The sequence below is a fragment of the Rhodococcus sp. WAY2 genome (assembly GCF_009859915.1).
Classification (GTDB): Bacteria; Actinomycetota; Actinomycetes; order Mycobacteriales; family Mycobacteriaceae; genus Rhodococcus_F; species Rhodococcus_F oxybenzonivorans.
The window spans coordinates 50310-70382 of record NZ_CP046574.1; the positions used below are offsets into that span (position 1 = coordinate 50310).

The following is a 20073-nucleotide window of genomic DNA, read 5'->3' on the forward strand; positions in this document are numbered from 1 at the left end:
GATGCTCAGTTGAAGACGTCGACGTACCATTTGCCGTCGACCTCCTGGGTGGTGACGGTCTGGGTGCCGCGTTTGGCCGGCTGAGCCGGCTGCATTACCGACAGATCGACCAGGTAGACCCCGACGGACAGCTCGACGGTGCGGAGGCAATAGCTGGTGCCGATCGGGACCGCGTCGATGACCTTCTGCAGGTCGGGACCGGGCAGCACCGATGAGGTGGAGGTGGCGAGGGCGCGGGCAGCTTCGCCGTTGCGCAGGCTGTAGTACGCATGGTTGAAGGCTGCGATCACGCCTGCGCCGCTCTTCTGATCACCGCGGTCTGCCCGGCAATCCCCGTCCGACGCGGATGTCCTGTCGGTCTGCTCGGGTTCGGGCAAGTTGAGGATGGGCAGCCCATTCTCGTCAACTGCAACGGCGGCGGTGGTTGTGGCTGCCGGAGAGGCGGTTTCACTGTCTCCGCTACGCAGGTGGCTGATGGCCACCCCGCCGGCCACCACGACGGTGACCGCTGCAATGCCGGCCACCGCGTTCTTTCCAAGGCGACGGCCGCGGGGGGACGGTAGAGGAGACCGGGGTGGGGGCGGTGGTGTTGCCGGGCCGCCGGGCGCCATGGTGCGGGCGCCCGGCGGATGGTCGACGGTGGATGGGCTACCGAGAAGGTCGAGTACCGCGGGATGTCGCGGCGTCGATCGGCCGAGGGTCGGCTTCTTCATGGTTGTGCACCCGCCTTCGTGGTTTCAGTTCGCGGTCGGAATGCCGCCGCCGATGGCGCCCGACAACAGGTTTGCGGCCAGGCCGGGCGTGGCGTCGTTGAAGAACGAGGTCAGGGTGCCCTCGACCTGCTCGATGATCTGCTGCCCGCCGGGCTGTGCAGCGACGAAGTCGCGGGCCTGGTGGTCGATCGCGGGCGCGAACTCGACGGTGTCCTGCACGGCCGAGGCGGCTGCCTGCCCGATCGGGCCGGAGTTCTCCCAGTCGGTGAGGACCGTCTCGGTCTGAGCGGTCACGGCTTCGGAGTCGATGTCCGGAACGTCGATCTCCTTCGGTTCACCCTTGTCGCCGGCCGCGATCGGGGTGACCGCGGCCACCGCGATTCCGCCGCCGACCAGGGCCCCGGCAGCGGCGGCGGGGATACCCGCTGCCGCGGCACCGATTCCCGCCCCGGCGGCGGTGCCGACGATCCCGGCGGGCACCCACCCGATTCCGGGAAGGAAGACGGTGCCCGCGGTCATTCCGGCGAGGCCGCCGATGGTGCCACCGACCAGTGCGCCTGCGGTGGCCGCCGCCCCGCCTGCGGTGACTGCGCCGAGGGCTGCTCCGGCCGCTCCGGCAGCGACCTGCGCGGCGGCGATCCGGTCGGCCCGCGAGGTTTCCACACCGATCGACCGCCAACCCGTCGAGACCCCTGCCTGCACCACCGCCATCGTGTTGTTCGTCCGGTCCCGGTCCATGTCGGACACCCAGTTCGGCTGCTTGATGTGCAGCTCACCCAGACGAAGGGTGTCCCGGGGCGCGATGAACGGCTTCGTCGGCTCCACCGGCGTCGGAAGATGCAACTGCTCCCACTGCACCGGTGCGACGTAGTAGTCCTCCGGCGCCACATACGCGTTGGTCTCGTAGTCATAGTTCGGGAGGGGCTGGTACTCGATGTTCTGGTATGCGGCGGGCGGGTCGACCCAGTACACCGGTTCCGCCGGGGTCTCGGGCACGTATGCGGGCTCGGGTGCAGGCGTCGGGGTGGTCGTTCCAGTCTGGGTGTCACCGCCGGTGACCCCTTCCTGGTTGCTGTCGCCGGTGACGCCGCCCTGGATCGGTTCCGCGACCGCGGACGGGGTGAGGGTGAGACCGGAGGCGAGGGCGGCGGTGATCACCGCGAGCATGGTCGCGGCCTGGGTGGCGCTCTGGCGGCGGTGCCGGCCATGGCGGCGAGTGGCGCGGTTGGTGACGGGCATGGTGTAGCTCCTGTTCTGTGGTGCTCGAGAGTCCGACGTGAGCGAAGGATTACGAGCGGATACGGGTGATGGGCTGTGGGCGGGCGATCGAGTGCAATTCGGTGGTGTCGATCAGTCCCCCGGTGGTGGGGTCGATGGTGATCAGCAGCTCGACGACCTTCGCGGCGGCGGCGATCAGCGCTGTTCGGGTCTTCGGCTGGAGTTGCGGGTAGTTGATGCGGCCGCTGTGCAGGAGCCTGTCGTAGGGAATGCGCACGAACCTGTCCGGCGCGATGCCGCCCCTGATGAAGGTCTCCACGTCGTCGAATTCGGTTTCCGGGTCATCGTCGGGCCCTTCGGTGATCAGCATCAGCACTCGGTCGAGAACTTCTGGTGCCACACCCGCCAAGTCATCGATCATGTCGGCGACCGTGCCGGGAATCGTGCCGCGCAGGGGGACAGGAATGACGACGACATCGGCTTCGGTGGCCCACTGCCATGCCGAGGAGTTTGTGTTGTTGCCGGTGTCGACGAGCAGCATCTGTCGGTGTCGGCGCAGGACCGAGGCGAGGGTCTCGCAGGCGTGGCGGTCGATAGCCGCGGCAGCGATCCGCCGGTAGCCGGGCACGATCTCGACGCCGGTGGGCTGTCGGATCGTGAACCTTCCCAGCGCGCTGGCCCGCACTCCGGGGGCTGTCAGCTCTTCGGCGTGTTCGAGGACATCCCATACGTCGGGTCCGTGGTCGGCGCCGACTGCGGCCCGGTCAGCGAGGCCGCCGCCGGAGTCGCTGACGTCGAAGGCGACGATCGAGGTCGCCGGCCGGTACATCGCGAGGGTGTCGGCGATGCCGAGCAACAGCGGTGTCTTTCCGACGCCTCCTTTGGGGTTGAGTACCGCAATCGTCGCGTCGGCGTGCACCTGCCGGCCGATGGTAGCGATAGACCGACTGGTCACAGCGGCGGTGCGGCGTGCGCGTTCCTCGGAGGATCCCGATTTCGGGGGGAGCTTGAAACCGAGCGTGTTGAGGGTGCCGCGCAGTCCTTTGCGGGCGGGCGAAACCACGTCGGGTGAGTCGTCGGGGGTTACGTGCGGCGCGGAGAGCTGCGGGCGCACATCCAGTGGACCCTTGATCGGGTCTGTGACCGGCCCGGTCAGCCGCAGCCCCACCCGGGAAGGCGAAGAGGCATCGACGGGTTGCGGGGCAGCCTCGTAGGCCATCTGTTCGGCCGCCACCACCACCGGCCCACCCCTAGGCGTGAAGACAGGCTCCACAACCGGTCCAGGTGGGGCCTCCGTGATGATCGGCAGGGGCATGCTCGGAGCACGTTCCTCTGCCTTCCCGTCCGGGCCGACGGTCAGGAACCGAGTGTCCTTGGCTGTCCGGTAGACCACCTCGACATCAACGCCCTGAGCCTGCGCCATGTTGTGCAAAAACTCGTGCACAACAGTGGAGAGGGTCTTGCTTTCGTGCGCCTCCAGATTCATTGGAGGCACGTTGGCGTCCGCCAGGGTGGCGCGGGCTGTGGTCTTGGAGGTGATCTCGACATCGACAGTCGGCGTCATCTCTAGCTGACCCCGAAGGCGCTGGCTCCGGACAGCGCGTTGTCCATGTCGTCGACAACGGCCTCGGCCGTCTCCAGCTCGGCAAGGGCCTTGTCACGGGCGCTTCCCTCAGGCAGCGCCTCGATAACGACGCGGCGCTTCGACGAGGCGGCTCGAATCTCTGCGAGCCGGTCGCGGGTCAGCTCCTGCTCCTCGCTGAGCTTGGCCAGCCACGCGGGGACCGAACTCTTGAAGTATTCCCGCAGCGACTTGATGACAGGGTCGTTCGCACCCTTGGCAACGAACGGACCGCGCAGCGCGGCCACATCCTCGGTCGTCGGGGTGATCGACTGGGAGATACGGCGGCTCATGGGTGTTCCCTTTCGGTGATGGTGTTGGTGTAGCTGGGGGTCAGTCTCGGGAGGTGCCCTCGAGGAAATTTGGCGTTACCGCGAGTGGTCATACAGGCGCTCCGACGAGGTCGGGTTCTGGGAGGACGACGACGCCGGTGGCGTCGTAGGTGATGCGGGTCTTCACGCGGCCCGTGCCGACGGTCAGGACGGTTTCGATGACCTCGCCCTTGGTGCCGCGGCGAACATCGACCGAGTCGACGGTGACCGCGACGAGCTCGCCGTTGTCGTCGTCGACGAGGACGGTCATTCCGGCCTCGACTGCGGAGGCCGGAATGACGTCTGAGAAGTCGTCATCGTCGGTGGGCGCGACGTCCACCATCGGTGACGTGGCCGCCCGGTCACCGTCGGTGGCTGTCGTGCCGATGACGATCGGCTCGGGAGCACTGCCGTTGCTCCGTGCCCGCTTGGCGAGAGCACGCTCGGATTCGATGAACGAGGCCAGATCCTGCGAGTAGCAGGTGAACTGCGGGGCCTCGGCGGGCATGAGGCCGTCGATGATCGCCTTCTCGCTCTGGGCGAGCTGGTTCCACTTGTTGGGGTGGCGGTCGACGTTGGGGGTCCACCACATCTGCGCGTCGACGGGGATGCCGTCGTCGCCGAGCGCGATGCCGCGGCCCTTGACGGAAGTGTCGACCTCGCGACCGACGGTCGAGTCGCCCCACATCATCAGCGCGCCATCCTGCGACAAATTGCCAAGGCTGATGCGGGTACCGAAGTTGTCCCGCGCGTTGCCGGAGGCACCACCGAACAGGCTGGCGTCGGGACGCTGCACACCGAGCAACAGCCGGATGCCGGCTGAGCGGGCGAGAACAGCGAGGTCGGCCCACGCACCGAGAGGGTCAAGGTCTTTGATCAGTGCGCGGGTCTCGTCGTCGCCGGTCTTGGCCAACCGCTGCCACTTGCCGGAGAGAATGAAGAACTCGTCGAGGACCGCGATCATCAGTGGTAGCTGCGAGCCCTCGATTTTCATCTGATGGATGTAGGCGTTGCGGGCCATCAGCTCGGCATGCAGTGCGCGCACGAACATCGCCGCGCGCAGTGCGTCGTAGATGATCGCGCCGCAGCCGGGGTAACCCTCGAGTCCGTCGAGTTCGATCATCTTCGGATCGACGCCGACGAACGGGATTCCCCGGCGGGCCGCTTCGGTGAGCAGGGTACGGATCACCGACGTCTTGCCACCTCCGGTGGGGCCGACGATCAGGCAGTGCGGTTTGTTGGAACTGGTGGAGACGTCCCAGTACATGATTCGGTCCGCGGTACCGGTCGCATACGGCAGGTGCCGCAGGTTCTCATCGACCAATTCGAGCGGATGGTCGACCCGAGGGGGCATCGCGGTCACCAGACGCATCACCAGGTAGCCCTTGTCGGGATACCAGTCGATAGTCCAGTTACGGCCGGACTCGTGCTGCCCTGCCAGGGAGGCGAGGGCTTCCTCGACCTTGAGCTGGAAACCGTTGGCGCCCGCGTTCATCGACTTCTCGAACGCGATCCGGTAGCCGGTCTCGATACCGGCCTCGTCGACAGTATCGACGGTGACCTTCGGGTCCTTGAAGATCGAGGCGCCGTCGAGCGCCGTCTGGAGGACCTTCTGACGGTAGGAGCGGGTATCCGGCTCGATGGCCTCCCGGGCGATGATAATGCGGTCGCGGTGGGCCTCGTGACGTACCTTGACCTCCCATTTTTCACTACTGGGAAACGCCGTATCGATCGCTCGGGACAACTCCTCGAACTGCTTGGGCCGAATGACGGTGCCACGGTGCAGTTTGATCGTCGCGCGTCGGATCACACGCCATCCGGACGGGAACGGCACGGCGATCGCCTTCGGCAGATGCCCGATAGCCTGTCGGACCACCGATTCGAGCATCTGCGACCACTTGTGCACGCGGTGGCGCAAGACGTCGACGATGACGAGAGCGACAGCCGCGACGACGAGCAGCACCCGGTAGCCGTGCAGCTTCGTCAGCATCTCGACGACCGTCTCGTTGGCGGCGGTAGCCGACATGACGCGCTGGGAGTACACAGCAACACCCGCGGCGACGACGGCGATCGGCGAGATCGGGGTGAACCGGCGGATGCGCGTCGGCTGGCCGTCCTCGCCGACCTGGTTGCCACGACCGTCGCCGGAATCGCCGAAGAGGTCGCGCCACGTCGCGACCAACCAGTCTTTGAGTGGGTCGTGATTTCCGCTCACCGCCTGTACCTTTCGATCGTTGCGATCCTGGACGCCCTCCGGGAGGCGTCTTTGAGCACAGTGACAGAAACCCGCGATTTTCCTCAACGGGGTGTCCCCCTCATGTGGCGCACCACGGCGGCGCGACGAACATCGTTCTCGCGCCGGATCTCCAGGTCGGATCGCCGAATCGAATCCTCAACGCATTCAACTCGCGCCCTTGACGGGAGCTCTCACCCTTGCGTTGAACGGTGGTTGCATCGGCCCGTCAACGCTCTTGCCTGGGCGCCCGGTCGCCGCTGATCGACACGCTAGGTCGAGCGCTCATCGGAGCTTTCACCGAGCGCTCTACTGGCACAGTGTGAGGGCGGTCTTCAGCGCTCGTGCGAGCGCTCTTTCGAGCGCTTCGCCACGCGCCTCTGCGGGCGGCTGTGCCAGCTCGATCGAGAGGTGTTGTGAGGGCTGCAGAACGCGTGGACATGCGTAGCGGTGCGCGCTCGCCGACGGCAGTGCTTCTGGCACCGCACATAGCGTTCTACATGGGCGTTCCGAATAACGTTGGCGCTGAGCGCAATTCTGGATTACACTCCCCCCAAGGAACGCCGGGGGGAGTGGCCCCCGGAGGGGGTGGGCGCGGGAGGCGCTTTTTCGAGCGCTCGAATCCACTGCCGAAATCTCTCGCCGAATCCGGCGCCGTTTTCACCGCGCGCATCAGAGCGCTCTCTCCGCGCACCGGCTCACCAACGCTGGATCCGCCCGCTGCGGACTGCCCGTCTCGGCGCGGCCTCCGACGCCGCCTGCACCGCGTACGCGGACCGCCCGACCTCGCGCTTGTGAAAAACCTCGGTGCGTACCCATAGACTCGACGCTCCGTGGCGCCTATACGCGAGTCTCCAACCCTGTGCCCCATAGGGTCCTGATCACCGCAACGACACACGGGCCGCCCCCATCGTGCGAAACACCGCGCGGGGAATCCGCTCACGCGAGCCTGATTACCGGCTGCCCATCGAGGTCGAGTGGTCCGCGCCGCGCCGCCACTGCGCGCCCATCGGAAACGACCTTCCCGATGCCGCACCGCCCCCGTTCACCTGCACCGACGGCCCGACCCCGGCGGGGACACCCCGTTGAGATGAAAAGCGAAATCGACTTACGGTCGTGCGCATCCACATTCAGGGTGCACCGAATCTCAGTGATGGAGAGAGCTCATGTCCCTTACGTCCGCAGTCGTCGATCTTGCGATCACCACCGCCCCGGGTATCGACGTGCTCGCCCAGAACACCGAAGTCACCACCGACACGCTGCGCTCGTGGATCGGCGACAACATCGTTTTCACGATCCTCATCTTGATCGCGTGTGTGGTCCTGATGGGCGGTGCGCAAGGCAAGCTCTCAAGGGTCTTCACGGTCGGCGGGCTGTCGCTCGTCGGTATCGCCTTCTTTTCACTGGCGAGCAGTGAGAGCGCCGCGACTGGTGTTGGTAACTGGCTACTCAGTCTTTTCGGCATCGAGGTGGCCTGACCTACCGTGCCCGATCACCAATCGACGATCGAAGGGAGCCGACCGTGATCGACAACGACGACCTGCTGCACCGGGTGGACCAGCACTACCTCGGCCCGACCGGGTTCACCCTGCCGGTCCGGATTCGGTACGCGTCGCTCGGACTCGGGGCCGCATTCATGGCAACGATCTTCGTCATCGCCCGCGGCATCGTCCACGTGCCGCTAGGGTTCAAGTCCCTCGTCGTAATGGTGGTCATCACTGTCGTGCTCACCGCGCGAGTGACGAAGTTCGTCAACGCCGATCGTCCGGTCCGGTCGGTGGTCCGGGCGGCGTGGAATGACCTGAATGCACCGCGCCCGCCGAAGCCTGGTCAGACCGTCGTACTCCGGCTTCCCGTCATTTCCCGCCCTGCTAGTAGTGCGGGTGCCATCACGCCGATCGAAGGCGAGTCCTCCCGATGACTTTGCAGCCCGACAACGAGATCGCCGCATTGTTCGATCCGAACTTCGACGAGCCGGAGCCGGCCATCGTTCCGCCCGGTGCGTTGCCGCCGTCGTGGGCGGCGGCAATGGCGGCGAACCGATCGGCCACCACACCTGCCCCGGCCCAGGAATTGGCGTGGTCGCAGGCTCCGAACAGCAACATCGCAGCTCCCGCACCGGTCGCGGCCCCCTCCCCCGCAGCTGACGCGGAGCCAGAACCCGCCGCGCATGGCACGCGGCGCGGGAAGAAGCCCGGCCGCCGTGGGGACCCGGACACGGAGGTCACCCGGCAGGTCACAGCGGCGAAGAAGCGCGCGGACCGCGAACGCAAGGCGGTGCGCCTCGGGCTGGTCGGCGTGGAGGGCAACGTCACTCGCACGCGCCGGCAGTCGACGGCATGGTTCGTGCAGCCACCGGGACCGTGGAACATGCGTCCGGTCGGCAAGCAGCGACGCTACATCCAGAACGAGGGCTTGGTTGTGGCGAACCTCGCCGAGTCCGGTGTGACGGGGCTGCACCGGCGGCTGGTGCGCACACCGTGGCCAGTGCGGCAGTGGGCGCAGGCGCATGACGCGTGGGCCGATCCGATCCCGGACGTGCCTGGGGCGCTGTCGTGGGCGGATTACCTGCGCGGACAACAGCACGCGATGCTGTGGGGGAACCCGACGCAGAAGGGCCGCTACTGGGGTGTGGAGCTGCCCCCGCGCTCGGTGCTCGCGCAGGGTCTCGACACGGTCGGCCAGTGGCTGCTTCCGGTCGTCGACTGGCCACTGCTGGGCAGGTTCGCTCAGCTGTGGCGCAAGTGGGCGCGCGATGCATTTCTGGGCGAGCAGAAGGCGATCGCCGATCACCTCTCCACGATCGAGCGGCACCTGTCCGGTCAGGGTGTGAACGCTAAACCCGCAACTCCAGGCCAGATGGATTACCTGTTGCTGCGCTCTGCGACGCTTGGGCTGCCGCTGGATGCGGACGGTGTGATCTCCGGTGCCGGCGACTGGGAGGAATCCGATGTCGCCACACTCGAGGACCTCACCAATCTCGAGCTGACTCCTGGCGACGGCTACACCACGGTGCGCGGGCAGGTCGGCGGCAGGGACTACACCGGCTACGCGATCGTCCTGACAGTCGGGCGTATGGCGCCGCTGCCGATACCGGAGAAGATGCTGCCGTGGCAGGTGATCGGTGATCCGTCTGGGGAACCGCTCGAATGGTCCGAGCGCATCTCGCTCAAGACGAAGGGGCAGACGCTGCGTAGCCTGCGCCGGTTGACGTCGAAGATCGAGGCCCAGTTCGACCACTACACCGTCGAACACGACCAGTCCCCGCCGCAGGAGCTTGCCGAACAGCATGCACTCGCCCAACAGGTGATCTCCGACATCGATGAGGACCATTCGGGCCTGTCGGTGCGCACCGAGGGCTGGTATCGCGTCCTTGTCGTCGGCTCGTCGCCGGAGGAGGCGAAGGAGAAGGTCGCGTTGTTGCAGGAGATGTACGCGCCGCGGATTCGCCTGGAACAGGAGCACGGCCAGTACCAGCTGCTGCGCGAGTTCGTCCCGGGCGAGCCGCTGGCGAACATCGCGCACTGCCGGCGGATGAACGTCGAGGCACTGTCGGCGGGCATGGCTGCGGTCGGTGACCGGATCGGTGACCGCACCGGCGTGGTGGTGGGACAAACTGCGTCGATCGCCCCGCGGCCCGCGGTGTGGGATCTGTTTGCCGCGCACGAGAAGAAGCACAAATCGGGTCTGACGCCGATCGTCGCTGTGCCCGGCTCGGGTAAAACGTTCCTCGCGGGTTTGCTTGTCTACCAGGCAGTGCGTGCGGGTGCCTACGGTGTGGTCCTCGACCCGTCCGGGCCGCTGAAGAAGCTTGCGCAGCTGCCCGAGTTTCGGGGCATCGCCGAGGTGCAGGCCCTGACAGGGCGCACCTCTCGTCCGGGATCGCTCAACCCGTACCGGGTGATCGTCGACCCCCGGCGCGAGGACCCGGAATACGACCCGATGAGCCCGGACTACGCCGACGACACCGATCCGGTCGCAGCAGCGCAGTCACAGTACGAGGCGGATCTACGAGCCGCGGAGGCGGAGCGGATCTCGGTGGCGGTGTCGGTGCTGAAGATGATGCTCCCACCCTCGCGGCTCGAACATCAATGGACCGAGACGGTTCTACAGACTGCCGCGAACATGGTCGGCGGCCAGCGCAACCACAACCTGAGCGAAGTCCTCACCGCCATCGCCACGATCGGCGAAGGCAAGGGAGAGACCAACGTCGACCTGATTTCCTGCGCACGGTCCATCCACCAGGACCTGGCGATGATGTCCCAGCTCGCCGAGGCCCGCGTGCTCTTCCCGGAGGAGGGAACCATCGGCGACGGCGAGACCGGCGACCGCAACGTGCGCCTGACGGTCCTGACAATGCCGGGCCTGCAACTGCCCCCGACGGGCACCGACCCGGCTCAGTGGACCCCGCAGCAACGGATGGCCGGCCCGCTCATGCATATGGCGGCGTGGATGGCGAACCGGCTCATCTACGAGCTGCCGCGTTACGAACGCAAGGTCCTCTTTCTCGATGAAAACAAGTACCTCGAGCAGACCGGCGCCGGACGCACCCTGAACCTGCGGATCGCCCGCGACAGCCGGAAGTACAAGGTTCGTGCGCTGGTGTGCTCGCAGCTGCCCGACGACTACCTCGGCGTCGACGGCACCGACGACAAGTCCGCGCTGACGTACGAGGTGATCATCGGTGACCTCGGCGGCAACGCCCATGCGATCGAAGGCGCGCTCAAGCTGCTCAACCTTCCCCTCGGCGAGGGCTACGAGTCACTACTGGCCGGTCTCGGGGGCGGCGGCGAGGACACTCTCGACGAGGACACCGACACCGAGCACCTGGACCAGGCCCGCCGGTTCATCGTGAAGATGGCCGACGACATCGAGCTGATCCGTTCGGACTGGACGCATTACGTGCATCTGGCCCATGTGTTCGACGCCCTGGACTCGCGAGCGACCCGCACGGCGATGGGGGGTGCGGCATGAGCCCGCTGCGGCCCCGAGCCGCACAGATGGACCGTTCCCCTTCCCCGCGCCGCTTCCGGTGGCGTACAGGGATCGTGGGGCGCGTCCTGGTGGTGCTGATGATGGCCACGGTGTCGCTGATCGGACTCGGTGGCACCGTCGCATCGGCCGGCGGATTCGACTGCCAGGACGTGCCCTCGCCGGAGTTCCCGAACGAAGTCATCGAAACAACCTTCGACTCGACCAGCGCCGATCTGCCGGCCACCGGCGGCACCGGCTATCAGACCTATGGGTGGGCCGGGCTCAAGTGGCACACCTACGACCTTGGTTGCGGCGCCGACCTGGTCAAGGCACCAGGTGCAGTCGGCGACACCACCCTGGGCAATACCTTTTTGACCATCGGCAAGTCGATGGCGGCCGCCGCGTTCTGGCTCGACGACCAGACCAAGACCGGCCAGGACGCCACCGAGGCCGGGGTAACTCCCGCGCTCGAGCGGTTCGACCAGATCGTCTTCTCGATCACCGAAGGCATGCGAGGCCTCTACGGGCAGTGGGTCGGTATCGGCCTGGTCATCGTGGCCGCGATCATCCTGTGGAAAGCCCTGAAAGCCGACGCGGCCGGGGTCACGAAGACAGCGGCGATCTCGGCGGCGGGGCTCGCGCTCGGAGCGTTGATGGTCGGGGCTCCACAGAAGGCGCTCCAAGTTGCCGACGAGACGTTCGGGGCGCTGATCACCGAGACGCAAGACCAGATCTTCGCGGTGCAGTTCGGCGACGACGGGGGCACGCTCGCTGCCGGCGGCACTGACCCACGCAACGTGCTAATTGACAAAATCTTCCTTCCAGACTGGCGCAAGGGATGGTTCGGCACCAACTACGACCCTGAGGACAAAGCTGGCCTCGGTGTGAAGCTCCGAGACTCACTGGCATTCACCTATGACCAGCAGAACGCGGTGAAGGACGATCCGAAGGCGCAGGCGCAGCTCGCCGAGGAGAAAGCCGACCAGTTCCGGGAGATCGTCACCGATCTCGAAACCGACTACCAGCTCTCCTACTACCAGTTCCAGGGCAAGGACTCGGGCCGCACATCCACCGGTTTCATGGGCATGATCAAGCTAGCCATGCCGTCATTGCTGTGGATCGGCGCGTCCCTGCTGAAACTCACTGCGCTGCTCGCGATTCGGTTCACTGTCCTGTTCGCCCCGATCTGGATTCCCGTCGCGATCGCCTACGGCGGGTGGCTTGCCCGCGTGATGCGCATGCTCGCCTCGGCCTACATGTGGGGCGTGGCCGGCGCAGTGATCGTCGCGCTCTACCTGATGGCACTGGTCCAGCTCTACGCCGATTCGAACGGGGTCGTCGACGGGTCCTGGCGACTGTGGTTCATGGTGCTGCTGACCGTCGTGTGCTGGGCGATCATGAGGCCGTTCAAACGGATGAGCCAGACGTTCACACAGAACAGCGCGAGCATGGTCAACCGCAAAGCCCGAAGCGCCAAGAAGTCCATCAAACGCAAGGCATTCGACGCTGCGAGCTTCGCGGTCGGTGGGCCGGCGCAGGCGATCGCGGAGAAGGCCGCCGAGCGCTTCGCCCGTCGCGGCCGCGACGGACACGAGGACGACGACGGGGCGACCACGATCACTCGGCCCGAGGGTCGCGCACTGGGCAACCGCCGCCAGCAGGCGCTCACTCAGTCGCGTGCGGATGCCCGGAAGGCGCAGGGGCTGGGCCAGGCCGCACGCCTGGGACAGACGTCCGACCCCGCGATCGAGCGCGATGCACGTATCGCGGGGATCGCCGCCGTGGCGAGCCGCGACATTGCCCGCGGCAAGGGCGGGGTCGACGACAGAGACGCCGACCGCGCAATAAGATCTGGCGCCGCGGCGTGGAAATTCTTCGACCAGAACGAGGCCGACAACCGCGTCCAGGAACGGCGGGCCCGCAGAGAACTGCTGACCGCCAGCGTCGGGCAGCGGTGGGACGGCGGCGACCGCTCGGCCATCGCGCCAATGAAGGTCTACACCCCCACCCGCGACCAGCGAGGGACACCTCGCCCCACCGCGTCCTCACCGCACCGCCCACCGGCGAAGGCGTCGCCGAACGCGAAGGTATGGAACGCCGCCGTCCCGGCCCGCACGACACCTGAGGACCGGTACATCTAATGTCGGCATCTGGACCCAACCCTGTCCTCGCACCGATTCGCCGATGGGTGCTCTACTCCCGCACCCACTTGGCGATCACGGTGGCCGGCGCCGTTGCGTTGCTGTTCGCTGCCGGCGCGGTCTTCGGAGAGCCCCCTCCGCCGCGGGCGGTCGCTCATGAGGCTGACACCACCGGGGAACCGGTCACGCCCGCGGAGACGATCAGCTACGACCTAGACGAAGTGACCGAGTCCCTGGTCGCCGCAAAGACCGCAACCTGGGCCGCCTCGAGCGCACCTGCCACAGCGATGGCCTACGCGCACGCCTTCGTCAACACAACACCGTCGGATTCGCTGTGGGCCACTACTATCGGCCGACACACCGCCGACAAGCCGGGAGAGCACGTGGTAGCGGCCAGGCCGCGGACCCCGGTGGCCATTACCGGCCCCACGGTCAGCACGCTCACCGACGGGCCCGACGGCACGAAGGCCGCGCGGGTGACCATTCCGACGCAGGCCGGGGCCCTTCGGATCACGGTCACCGTCGACGAGGCCAACGGTGAGAAGCGGTGGGTGGTCGACACTCCCCTACCGACCCTCGACCTCTCCGAGGTCGAGAACATCGCCCCGCCGACCACAGCCACTCCGCGCACCTCGACACCATCGACCACCACCGCGACCGCGACCGCGACCGCGACCGCGACCGCGACCGACACCACACTGCCGCAGCCGATACCGACCTCGAGCCCGTCAACGACGCCGCAGCCGACGGTCGATCTTGATGAGCCGACGACCGCAAGCCGCGGAAACGACCCGACGCCGGTTCCCGGACCGATTCCGATCCCGGAACTCGACACCCCGATCCCGGGGGGACGGTGAACATCCGCCGCGCACGGTCGGCGCTGCTGCTCACCAGCGCCATCAGCATCCTGATCGGGACATCGGCCTGCTCGCTGGGCGCACCGGTCATCCCGAGAGATCCGTGCCGGACCGTGAGATCCGACAGCACCGACGGCGTCGGGTCGATCACCGACAACCTGACACTGACCGTGTCAGGACCAATCCGTCTGCCGGTCGAACCCGGGGCCACCACGTTCACCTCCGGATTCGGTGAACGCTGGGGAGCTCAGCATCAAGGTGTAGACCTCGCCGGGCCGGTCGGCACAAAGATCCTCGCCGCGCTCGACGGCAACGTCGTCAAGGCTGGGGACTCCGGTGAAGGACCCGGGTTCGGGTTCGAGAACTGGGTGGTCATCGACTCGAACGTCGATGGCAAGCCCGTGAGCACCGTCTACGGCCACATGTTCGCCAATGGAATTCACGTCAAGCCGGGCCAGCAGGTCAAGGCTGGCGAACACATCGCCGATATTGGCAACGCCGGCGGTTCCACGGGCCCGCACCTGCACTTCGAGTACTGGCAGGGCGGCCGGTTGCAGGGCGGAACAGCCCTCGACCCCGTCACGGTCCTGCCCGACATCGCCGAACAGAACGGCACCGGCGGAGGCGACCTCGACACCGTCAGTAACAGTCCCGTTCAACTCGTGGCCGCATCCCGGTCGACGGCTGACTGCTCGGGTTTCGGCATGGCCGGCGGTGGCGAGCTGGCATTCGGGATCGTGCCGGCCGAGTTCGAGCCGTGGCTACGTCGCGCCGGCAGTGTCTGCCCTCAGATCGACGCTCCGTTGCTCGCCGCTCAGCTACAGCAGGAGAACGGATTCCGGCATGGCGCCGATGCTCCGGTGTCATCGACCGGAGCGCTGGGCCCTGCACAGTTCATGCCCGGCACCTGGGCAACGTGGGGTAAGGACTACGACGAGGACGGGAAGGTCGACCCGAACTCCATCGGAGACGCGGTGATGTCGCAGGCGCACTTCATGTGTGCCCTGTACCACGATGTTTCCGGCTACATCACCGACGGGAAGGCCAAGGGCGACCCGATCGAACTGACGCTTGCGGCCTACAACGCCGGTCCCGGCGCCGTGCTCGAGTTCGGCGGTATCCCGCCCTTCGCTCAGACCGAGAACTACGTCCCCACGATCATGCAGGCCCGAGCGCAGTTCACCAATCCCAATGCCCGCGGTCGCTTCATCCCGAACACCTCCGGTGACAGTAGCCAAGTCGTCACGGCCGCTCGCGAATATCTCGGCACCCCGTACGTGTGGGGTGGCGGCGGAACCGGCGGACCATCCGGCGGTGGGTTCGACTGCTCAGGTCTGACCTCCTACGCGGTGCACGCGGCCAGCGCAGGCAAGGTCTCCCTCCCCCGCACGTCCGAGCAGCAGTGGGGTGTCGGCATCGAGATCCCGATCGATCAGGCCAAGCCCGGCGACCTCGTCTTCGGAAGCTGGGGCCCGAACGGGCCTGGACACGTGGGCGTCTACTCCGGCAACGGCCAGATGGTCCACGCACCCACGACCGGCGACGTCGTCAAGGAAGCCGCAGTCCAGGCAGGGATGAAAGCACGTCGCGTGATGTAGGGTGACATGCTATCTCCGCAGGTGTAGGTTCTCACGCTACTTTTCGCCCTTCTCACGATTCTGTCGCCAACTCGTCGTCGGCAAACCGGATATCCAACGAACCTCCAGGTCAGCGACTTATGCGTATGGGGAGGAAGGATCCGCCGAGCAGTGGAAGCTGGCCCTTGTCAGGGGAAAGCGACATTTTGATGAGAAAAGCCACCGACAGAACGGTGAGAAAGCTACACGAAACCGCAGGTCACGAGACGACTCGGCGACACGTACGACGATAACCTACAGCAGGTACAAGTGCTGAAGTAACCTTTCGCCCTCTCACCGTGTCCTGTGCTGTGACAGTCGATCGTCCTTTTTGTCAGTGAATCTTGCTCGTTCCCGTTTCTCTGCCAGTACAGTTTGCTCGGTCTGTTATTGCTGGGGAGTAGGGGTGGGTTCGTGGGCTGTCGTGTCGTGACGCTGGTGGGGTGCCCTTGGGGACCAGGCCGGTTGCCACCGGCTGGGGAGGAACGGCTGGGCGAGCGCTGATCAGGTGGGCGACGCTGTGGTGGCGTTGGATCGTGTTCGGGCCGACGATTTCGGGTTCACGCTGGGTCTGCGCGATGCAGTGGGCGGGGATCGATTGGTGCGGCTGGGGCAGTGCGGTCACTTGACGCTGGAGCAGGCCGCGCCGGTGCGGACGTTCCGCTGGTCGCGTGGGCTCGGTCATTTCCCGGGGTGGTGGTGGTCGGTGACAACCGGCCACCACGTGGGCTACGAGTCCTGGTTGGAACGCGATCACGTCCGCGCGCTCGATTACGACCGGGACGTCGTCGGCCTCGCGTCGCAGCCGTTCTGGCTGCACTGGAACGATGGCAGACGCAAGCGCCGCCATGCCCCGGACTATTTCGCTCGCTTGGCCGACGGGTCGGGAGTGGTGATCGATGTCCGCGCCGATGACGCGATCGAGCCGAAGGACGCCGAAGCGTTCGCGGTCACGGCGCAGGCGTGTGAGCAGGTCGGCTGGCGGTATCGGCGAGTGGGGGTCTTGGATCCGGTGCTGGCGGGGAACCTGCGGTGGCTGGCACGGTACCGGCATCCGCGGTGCGCCGGCGGGGCCGAGATCGGGCAGCGGCTGCGGGAGGTGTTTGCGTCATCGGCGCCGCTGCTGGCGACCGCAGAGCGGGCCGGAGACCGGATCGCGGTGCTGCCAGCACTGTTTCACCTGATGTGGCAGCAGGAGCTGGTGGCCGATCTGGCGGCCGCCCGGTTGGGCCCGACCACGCTGGTGACGACTGTGGGTTCCGTCGGTGGTGCTCGGTGAGCGGGGGCTCCGCGCCTCGGCGGCCTGCAAGGCTGTCGATCGGTGATCGCGTGCGGCTGGCGGGAACGTTGCACACGGTGATCGCGGTATCTGGAACACGGATACAGCTGGCGGACACCGGCGGTCAAGTCACCGCGGCCGGTCTGACCGATCTATTGGCGGCCGGAGACTTCGAGGCGGTGAGTGCGCCGGCGCAGGCTCCGGTTCCCCCGTCCACGCTGTTGGACGGTTTGCCGGAAGCTGTGGCGGCGGAGGCGTTGTGGTGGGAACAGCACATCGTCGAGGTGTTGCGCGGGATCCCGCCGCAGGCCCCGGCGGGGACCAGGCCGAAACCGGAGTACGACCCGGAGCGGGTGTCGCTGACCCGCCGGGAGCAGGCCAAGGCCGCGGAGCTGACCGGGGCCGGTCGTCCGGTGACCGCGAGCGCGATCACCAAACGCCGACGCCGCTACGAAGCGCGCGGGCTGGCCGGGATGGTCGATCATCGGATCGACAAGCCTGTCACTGCGCACGGTCGGGCCGATCCGCTGGTGGTGGAGGCGCTGCAGCAAGCGATTGCCGAGGCGACGCAGGAGTCCTCCCGCACGGCCACCTACCTGTTCTGGCGGACCGGCCAGATCCTGGAGGCCGCCCACGGTCCGGGCGCCGTTCGGTTGCCATCGCAGCGCAGCCTTTACCGGTTGTTGGAGAAGCTGTCGGCGGGCAAGCACACCACCGGATCGGCTCGCACCCGCCGGTCGCTGGCCGATCGCCCGGACGGGCCGTTCGGCGAGGCGGACGCGTGGGCGCCGGGTGAGGTGATGCAGATCGACTCCACCCCGCTGGACGTGCTGGTCCGCCTGGACGACGGCGTCGTGGGCCGGATCGATTTGACCGGAATGATCGATGTCGCGTCCAGGACCGTGACCGCGGCGGTGTTGCGTCCGACGACCAAATCTGTGGACGCGAGCGTGCTGCTGGCCCGCACCGTCACGCCTGAACCGATGCGGCCGGGCTGGTCGCAGGCGCTGGCGATGTCGCGGTCGGCGCTGCCGTTCGAGCGGCTGCTGGACATCGATGCCCGTATGCAGCACGCCGCGGCCCGGCCGGTCGTCATTCCCGAGACGATCGTGGTCGATCAGGGAAAGGTGTTCATCTCCCGCAACTTCCGGGCCTCCTGCAACTTCCTGGGCATCAACTTCCAGCCCGTCCACGACGCATCCGGTTGGGAAAAGGGGCATATCGAGCGGATGCTCGGCTCGGTCGGCACGCTGTTCGCCCAGTTCGTCGCGGGCTACACCGGATTCAACGCCGAACGCCGGGGCCGCCACGTCGAGCAGCAAGCAGTGTGGTCGGTGATGGAGTTGCAGGAACTGCTGGACGAGTGGCTCGTGGCAGCCTGGCAGAACCGGCCCCACGAGGGGCTTCGTGACCCCGTCCATCCGGGACGGATGTTCAGCCCGAACGAGAAATACGCCGCGCTCGTCGAAACCGCAGGCTATGTCCCGGTGGCATTGTCGGCGGACGACTACGTCGAACTGCTGCCCGCGACCTGGCGGGCGATCAACGCCTACGGCGTGAAGCTCAGCCATCGCACCTACGACGACCAAGCCCTGAACCCGTTGCGGCACCAGCGATCCGGCATGACCAATCATCGGGATCTCTGGGAGATCCATTACGACCCCTACGACGTCTCACGCATCTGGGTCCGCAACCACTGGAAGGGCGGCTGGATCACCCTGTTCTGGAAGCACCTGCACCGCGTCGCAGCACCGTTCGGGGAACTGGCCTGGGACCACACGCACCGCGCCCTGCCGGCCGCGACCGAAGAAGAAGTGGCCGACGCTGTCGCCGACCTGCTGAAACGGGCCCACCAAGGACCTTCCGACAGTGATGGAAGGAGCTCGGCGAAACTCAGCCGCCGGGACCGCCGGGTCGCCGCGCGCACCAAGGCCAGCTCACCGGCTGCCCCTATACAACCGCAGCCCGCACCGCGAGAGAGCATCGACGAGGAACCGGACCCGGTTCGCACCACTCGTCCGGGCAAGGGCGCCAAGGTGATACCGCTGCCGATCTTCGACCCCTTCACCGAGGCGGACAAACGATGGTGACCCGAACCGGATCCGATGAGGAATCCGGTGATGGCGATTACGGACACCTGCAGCTGACCACGCTGGACGGGTGGCGCAGCTTCGTCACCGAGATGCACACCGCGCCGAACCTGCTGCCCACAGCGATGTGGACGGGCCTGCCCGAGGACAAACGCGACTACTACGACGACGATCGCATCAATCACCATTCCCGGTTGCTGGTGGTCCAGACACCCACGATCCGCCAGGTCATCACCTCCGGTCGCCGCCTGGTCCAGCTGAACCGCAACGCCCACTACGGGCGATGCGGCCTGATGGTGTCCGGGCCCGCCAGAACCGGTAAGACCACCGCCCTGACCCAGCTCGGCAAGACCGTCGAGGTGATCCACCGGCGGCGCCACCCCCACGCCGCGGACGACATTCCCGTCATCTACATCACCATCCCACCCGCCGCCACCCCGAAGATGATCGTGATGGAGTTCGCGCGGTTCTTCGACCTGCCGATCTCGCGGCGCGCCAACATCACCGACATCGCCGACGCGGTCTGCGGCGTGAGCCGTGACGCCCGCGTCACCCTGGTCGCAGTCGACGAACTCCATAACCTCAACACCCGCACCCGCGCGGGCGCCGAAGCATCCGACACCTTGAAATACCTGAGCGAGAGGGTCCCCGCCACGTTTGCATATGCCGGGATCAGCCTCGACCGCACCGGGCTGCTGTCCGGCACCCGCGGCGAGCAGATCGCCGGCCGGTTCGGCATGGTCCGCACCAGCCCGTTCAGCCAGGACCAGCAATGGACCGCGCTCATCGCCGCCTTGGAAGACAGTCTGCGACTACATCAGCATCGGCCTGGATCGCTGACCGAACTCGACCGCTACCTGCACAGGCGCACCCACGGAATGATCGGAAGCCTGCTCTGGCTGATCCGCAGTGCGGCCATTAATGCCGTCCTCGACGGCACCGAGAAGATCACCAAGAAGTCCCTGGATGCCGTCGACGCCGACATCGCCTCCGAATCCCCGGCCCCTCCCGTCGGATAAG

At 66.8% G+C, this 20073-nt stretch carries 14 protein-coding genes; 9 read left to right on the forward strand and 5 right to left on the reverse strand.

What is annotated here, in order from left to right; genetic code table 11:
- Positions 1 to 5: 5 nt before the first annotated feature.
- From GFS60_RS34850 to GFS60_RS34870, 5 genes are all read right to left on the reverse strand, one after another.
- Positions 6 to 713, reverse strand: coding sequence for a hypothetical protein (locus GFS60_RS34850; RefSeq protein ID WP_122975598.1), 708 nt, complete (start codon positions 711 to 713; stop codon positions 6 to 8).
- 24 nt (positions 714 to 737) lie between these two features.
- Positions 738 to 1952 carry an insoluble domain protein gene (locus tag GFS60_RS34855; protein ID WP_159929193.1) on the reverse strand — a complete coding sequence of 405 codons (1215 nt, stop codon included), beginning with the start codon at positions 1950 to 1952 and terminating at the stop codon, positions 738 to 740.
- A gap of 49 nt (positions 1953 to 2001) precedes the next feature.
- Positions 2002 to 3495 carry a ParA family protein gene (locus tag GFS60_RS34860; RefSeq protein WP_063786591.1) on the reverse strand — a complete coding sequence of 498 codons (1494 nt, stop codon included), beginning with the start codon at positions 3493 to 3495 and terminating at the stop codon, positions 2002 to 2004.
- A 2-nt stretch (positions 3496 to 3497) separates the two neighbouring features.
- The gene (locus GFS60_RS34865) at positions 3498 to 3845 is read right to left on the reverse strand and encodes a hypothetical protein (protein ID WP_054246128.1); all 348 of its coding nucleotides are present in this window, start codon (positions 3843 to 3845) and stop codon (positions 3498 to 3500) included.
- 88 nt (positions 3846 to 3933) lie between these two features.
- Positions 3934 to 6078 (reverse strand): FtsK/SpoIIIE domain-containing protein, encoded by a 2145-nt coding sequence (locus GFS60_RS34870; protein ID WP_054246129.1) that lies wholly within the window; start codon positions 6076 to 6078, stop codon positions 3934 to 3936.
- A 1184-nt stretch (positions 6079 to 7262) separates the two neighbouring features.
- On the opposite strand from GFS60_RS34870, the gene GFS60_RS34875 reads away from it, so the two are divergent.
- The 9 genes from GFS60_RS34875 to GFS60_RS34915 all read left to right on the forward strand — a co-directional run bounded on the left by GFS60_RS34875 (position 7263) and on the right by GFS60_RS34915 (position 20072).
- The gene (locus tag GFS60_RS34875; protein WP_054246130.1) at positions 7263 to 7574 is read left to right on the forward strand and encodes a hypothetical protein; all 312 of its coding nucleotides are present in this window, start codon (positions 7263 to 7265) and stop codon (positions 7572 to 7574) included.
- Between the two features lie 44 nt (positions 7575 to 7618).
- Positions 7619 to 8017: a hypothetical protein gene (locus tag GFS60_RS34880; protein ID WP_054246131.1), complete on the forward strand. Its 399-nt coding sequence runs from the start codon at positions 7619 to 7621 to the stop codon at positions 8015 to 8017.
- The gene (locus GFS60_RS34885; RefSeq protein WP_054246132.1) at positions 8014 to 11070 is read left to right on the forward strand and encodes an ATP-binding protein; all 3057 of its coding nucleotides are present in this window, start codon (positions 8014 to 8016) and stop codon (positions 11068 to 11070) included. Before GFS60_RS34880 ends, GFS60_RS34885 begins: the two co-directional genes overlap by 4 nt.
- Positions 11067 to 13211, forward strand: a complete 2145-nt coding sequence (locus tag GFS60_RS34890; RefSeq protein ID WP_054246133.1) for a hypothetical protein — start codon at positions 11067 to 11069, stop codon at positions 13209 to 13211. Before GFS60_RS34885 ends, GFS60_RS34890 begins: the two co-directional genes overlap by 4 nt.
- Positions 13211 to 14068, forward strand: coding sequence for a hypothetical protein (locus tag GFS60_RS34895; protein WP_054246134.1), 858 nt, complete (start codon positions 13211 to 13213; stop codon positions 14066 to 14068). The genes GFS60_RS34890 and GFS60_RS34895 overlap by 1 nt, the downstream gene beginning before the upstream one ends.
- Positions 14065 to 15666 (forward strand): peptidoglycan DD-metalloendopeptidase family protein, encoded by a 1602-nt coding sequence (locus GFS60_RS34900; RefSeq protein WP_054246135.1) that lies wholly within the window; start codon positions 14065 to 14067, stop codon positions 15664 to 15666. The genes GFS60_RS34895 and GFS60_RS34900 overlap by 4 nt, the downstream gene beginning before the upstream one ends.
- Before the next feature lie 526 nt (positions 15667 to 16192).
- Entirely contained in the window at positions 16193 to 16963 is a 771-nt protein-coding gene (locus tag GFS60_RS34905) for a TnsA-like heteromeric transposase endonuclease subunit (RefSeq protein WP_054246136.1), read from the forward strand.
- Entirely contained in the window at positions 16960 to 19053 is a 2094-nt protein-coding gene (locus GFS60_RS34910) for a Mu transposase C-terminal domain-containing protein (RefSeq protein ID WP_236603678.1), read from the forward strand. The genes GFS60_RS34905 and GFS60_RS34910 overlap by 4 nt, the downstream gene beginning before the upstream one ends.
- Positions 19047 to 20072, forward strand: coding sequence for a TniB family NTP-binding protein (locus tag GFS60_RS34915; protein WP_054246138.1), 1026 nt, complete (start codon positions 19047 to 19049; stop codon positions 20070 to 20072). The genes GFS60_RS34910 and GFS60_RS34915 overlap by 7 nt, the downstream gene beginning before the upstream one ends.
- Position 20073: the final 1 nt, after the last annotated feature.

Bases quoted from the DNA above. Each gene is read 5' to 3' on its own strand.
- GFS60_RS34850 (WP_122975598.1), bottom strand. From the start codon at position 713: ATGAAGAAGCCGACCCTCGGCCGATCGACGCCGCGACATCCCGCGGTA.
- GFS60_RS34855 (WP_159929193.1), bottom strand. From the start codon at position 1,952: ATGCCCGTCACCAACCGCGCCACTCGCCGCCATGGCCGGCACCGCCGC.
- GFS60_RS34860 (WP_063786591.1), bottom strand. From the start codon at position 3,495: ATGACGCCGACTGTCGATGTCGAGATCACCTCCAAGACCACAGCCCGC.
- GFS60_RS34865 (WP_054246128.1), bottom strand. From the start codon at position 3,845: ATGAGCCGCCGTATCTCCCAGTCGATCACCCCGACGACCGAGGATGTG.
- GFS60_RS34875 (WP_054246130.1), top strand. From the start codon at position 7,263: ATGTCCCTTACGTCCGCAGTCGTCGATCTTGCGATCACCACCGCCCCG.
- GFS60_RS34885 (WP_054246132.1), top strand. From the start codon at position 8,014: ATGACTTTGCAGCCCGACAACGAGATCGCCGCATTGTTCGATCCGAAC.
- GFS60_RS34890 (WP_054246133.1), top strand. From the start codon at position 11,067: ATGAGCCCGCTGCGGCCCCGAGCCGCACAGATGGACCGTTCCCCTTCC.
- GFS60_RS34895 (WP_054246134.1), top strand. From the start codon at position 13,211: ATGTCGGCATCTGGACCCAACCCTGTCCTCGCACCGATTCGCCGATGG.
- GFS60_RS34915 (WP_054246138.1), top strand. From the start codon at position 19,047: ATGGTGACCCGAACCGGATCCGATGAGGAATCCGGTGATGGCGATTAC.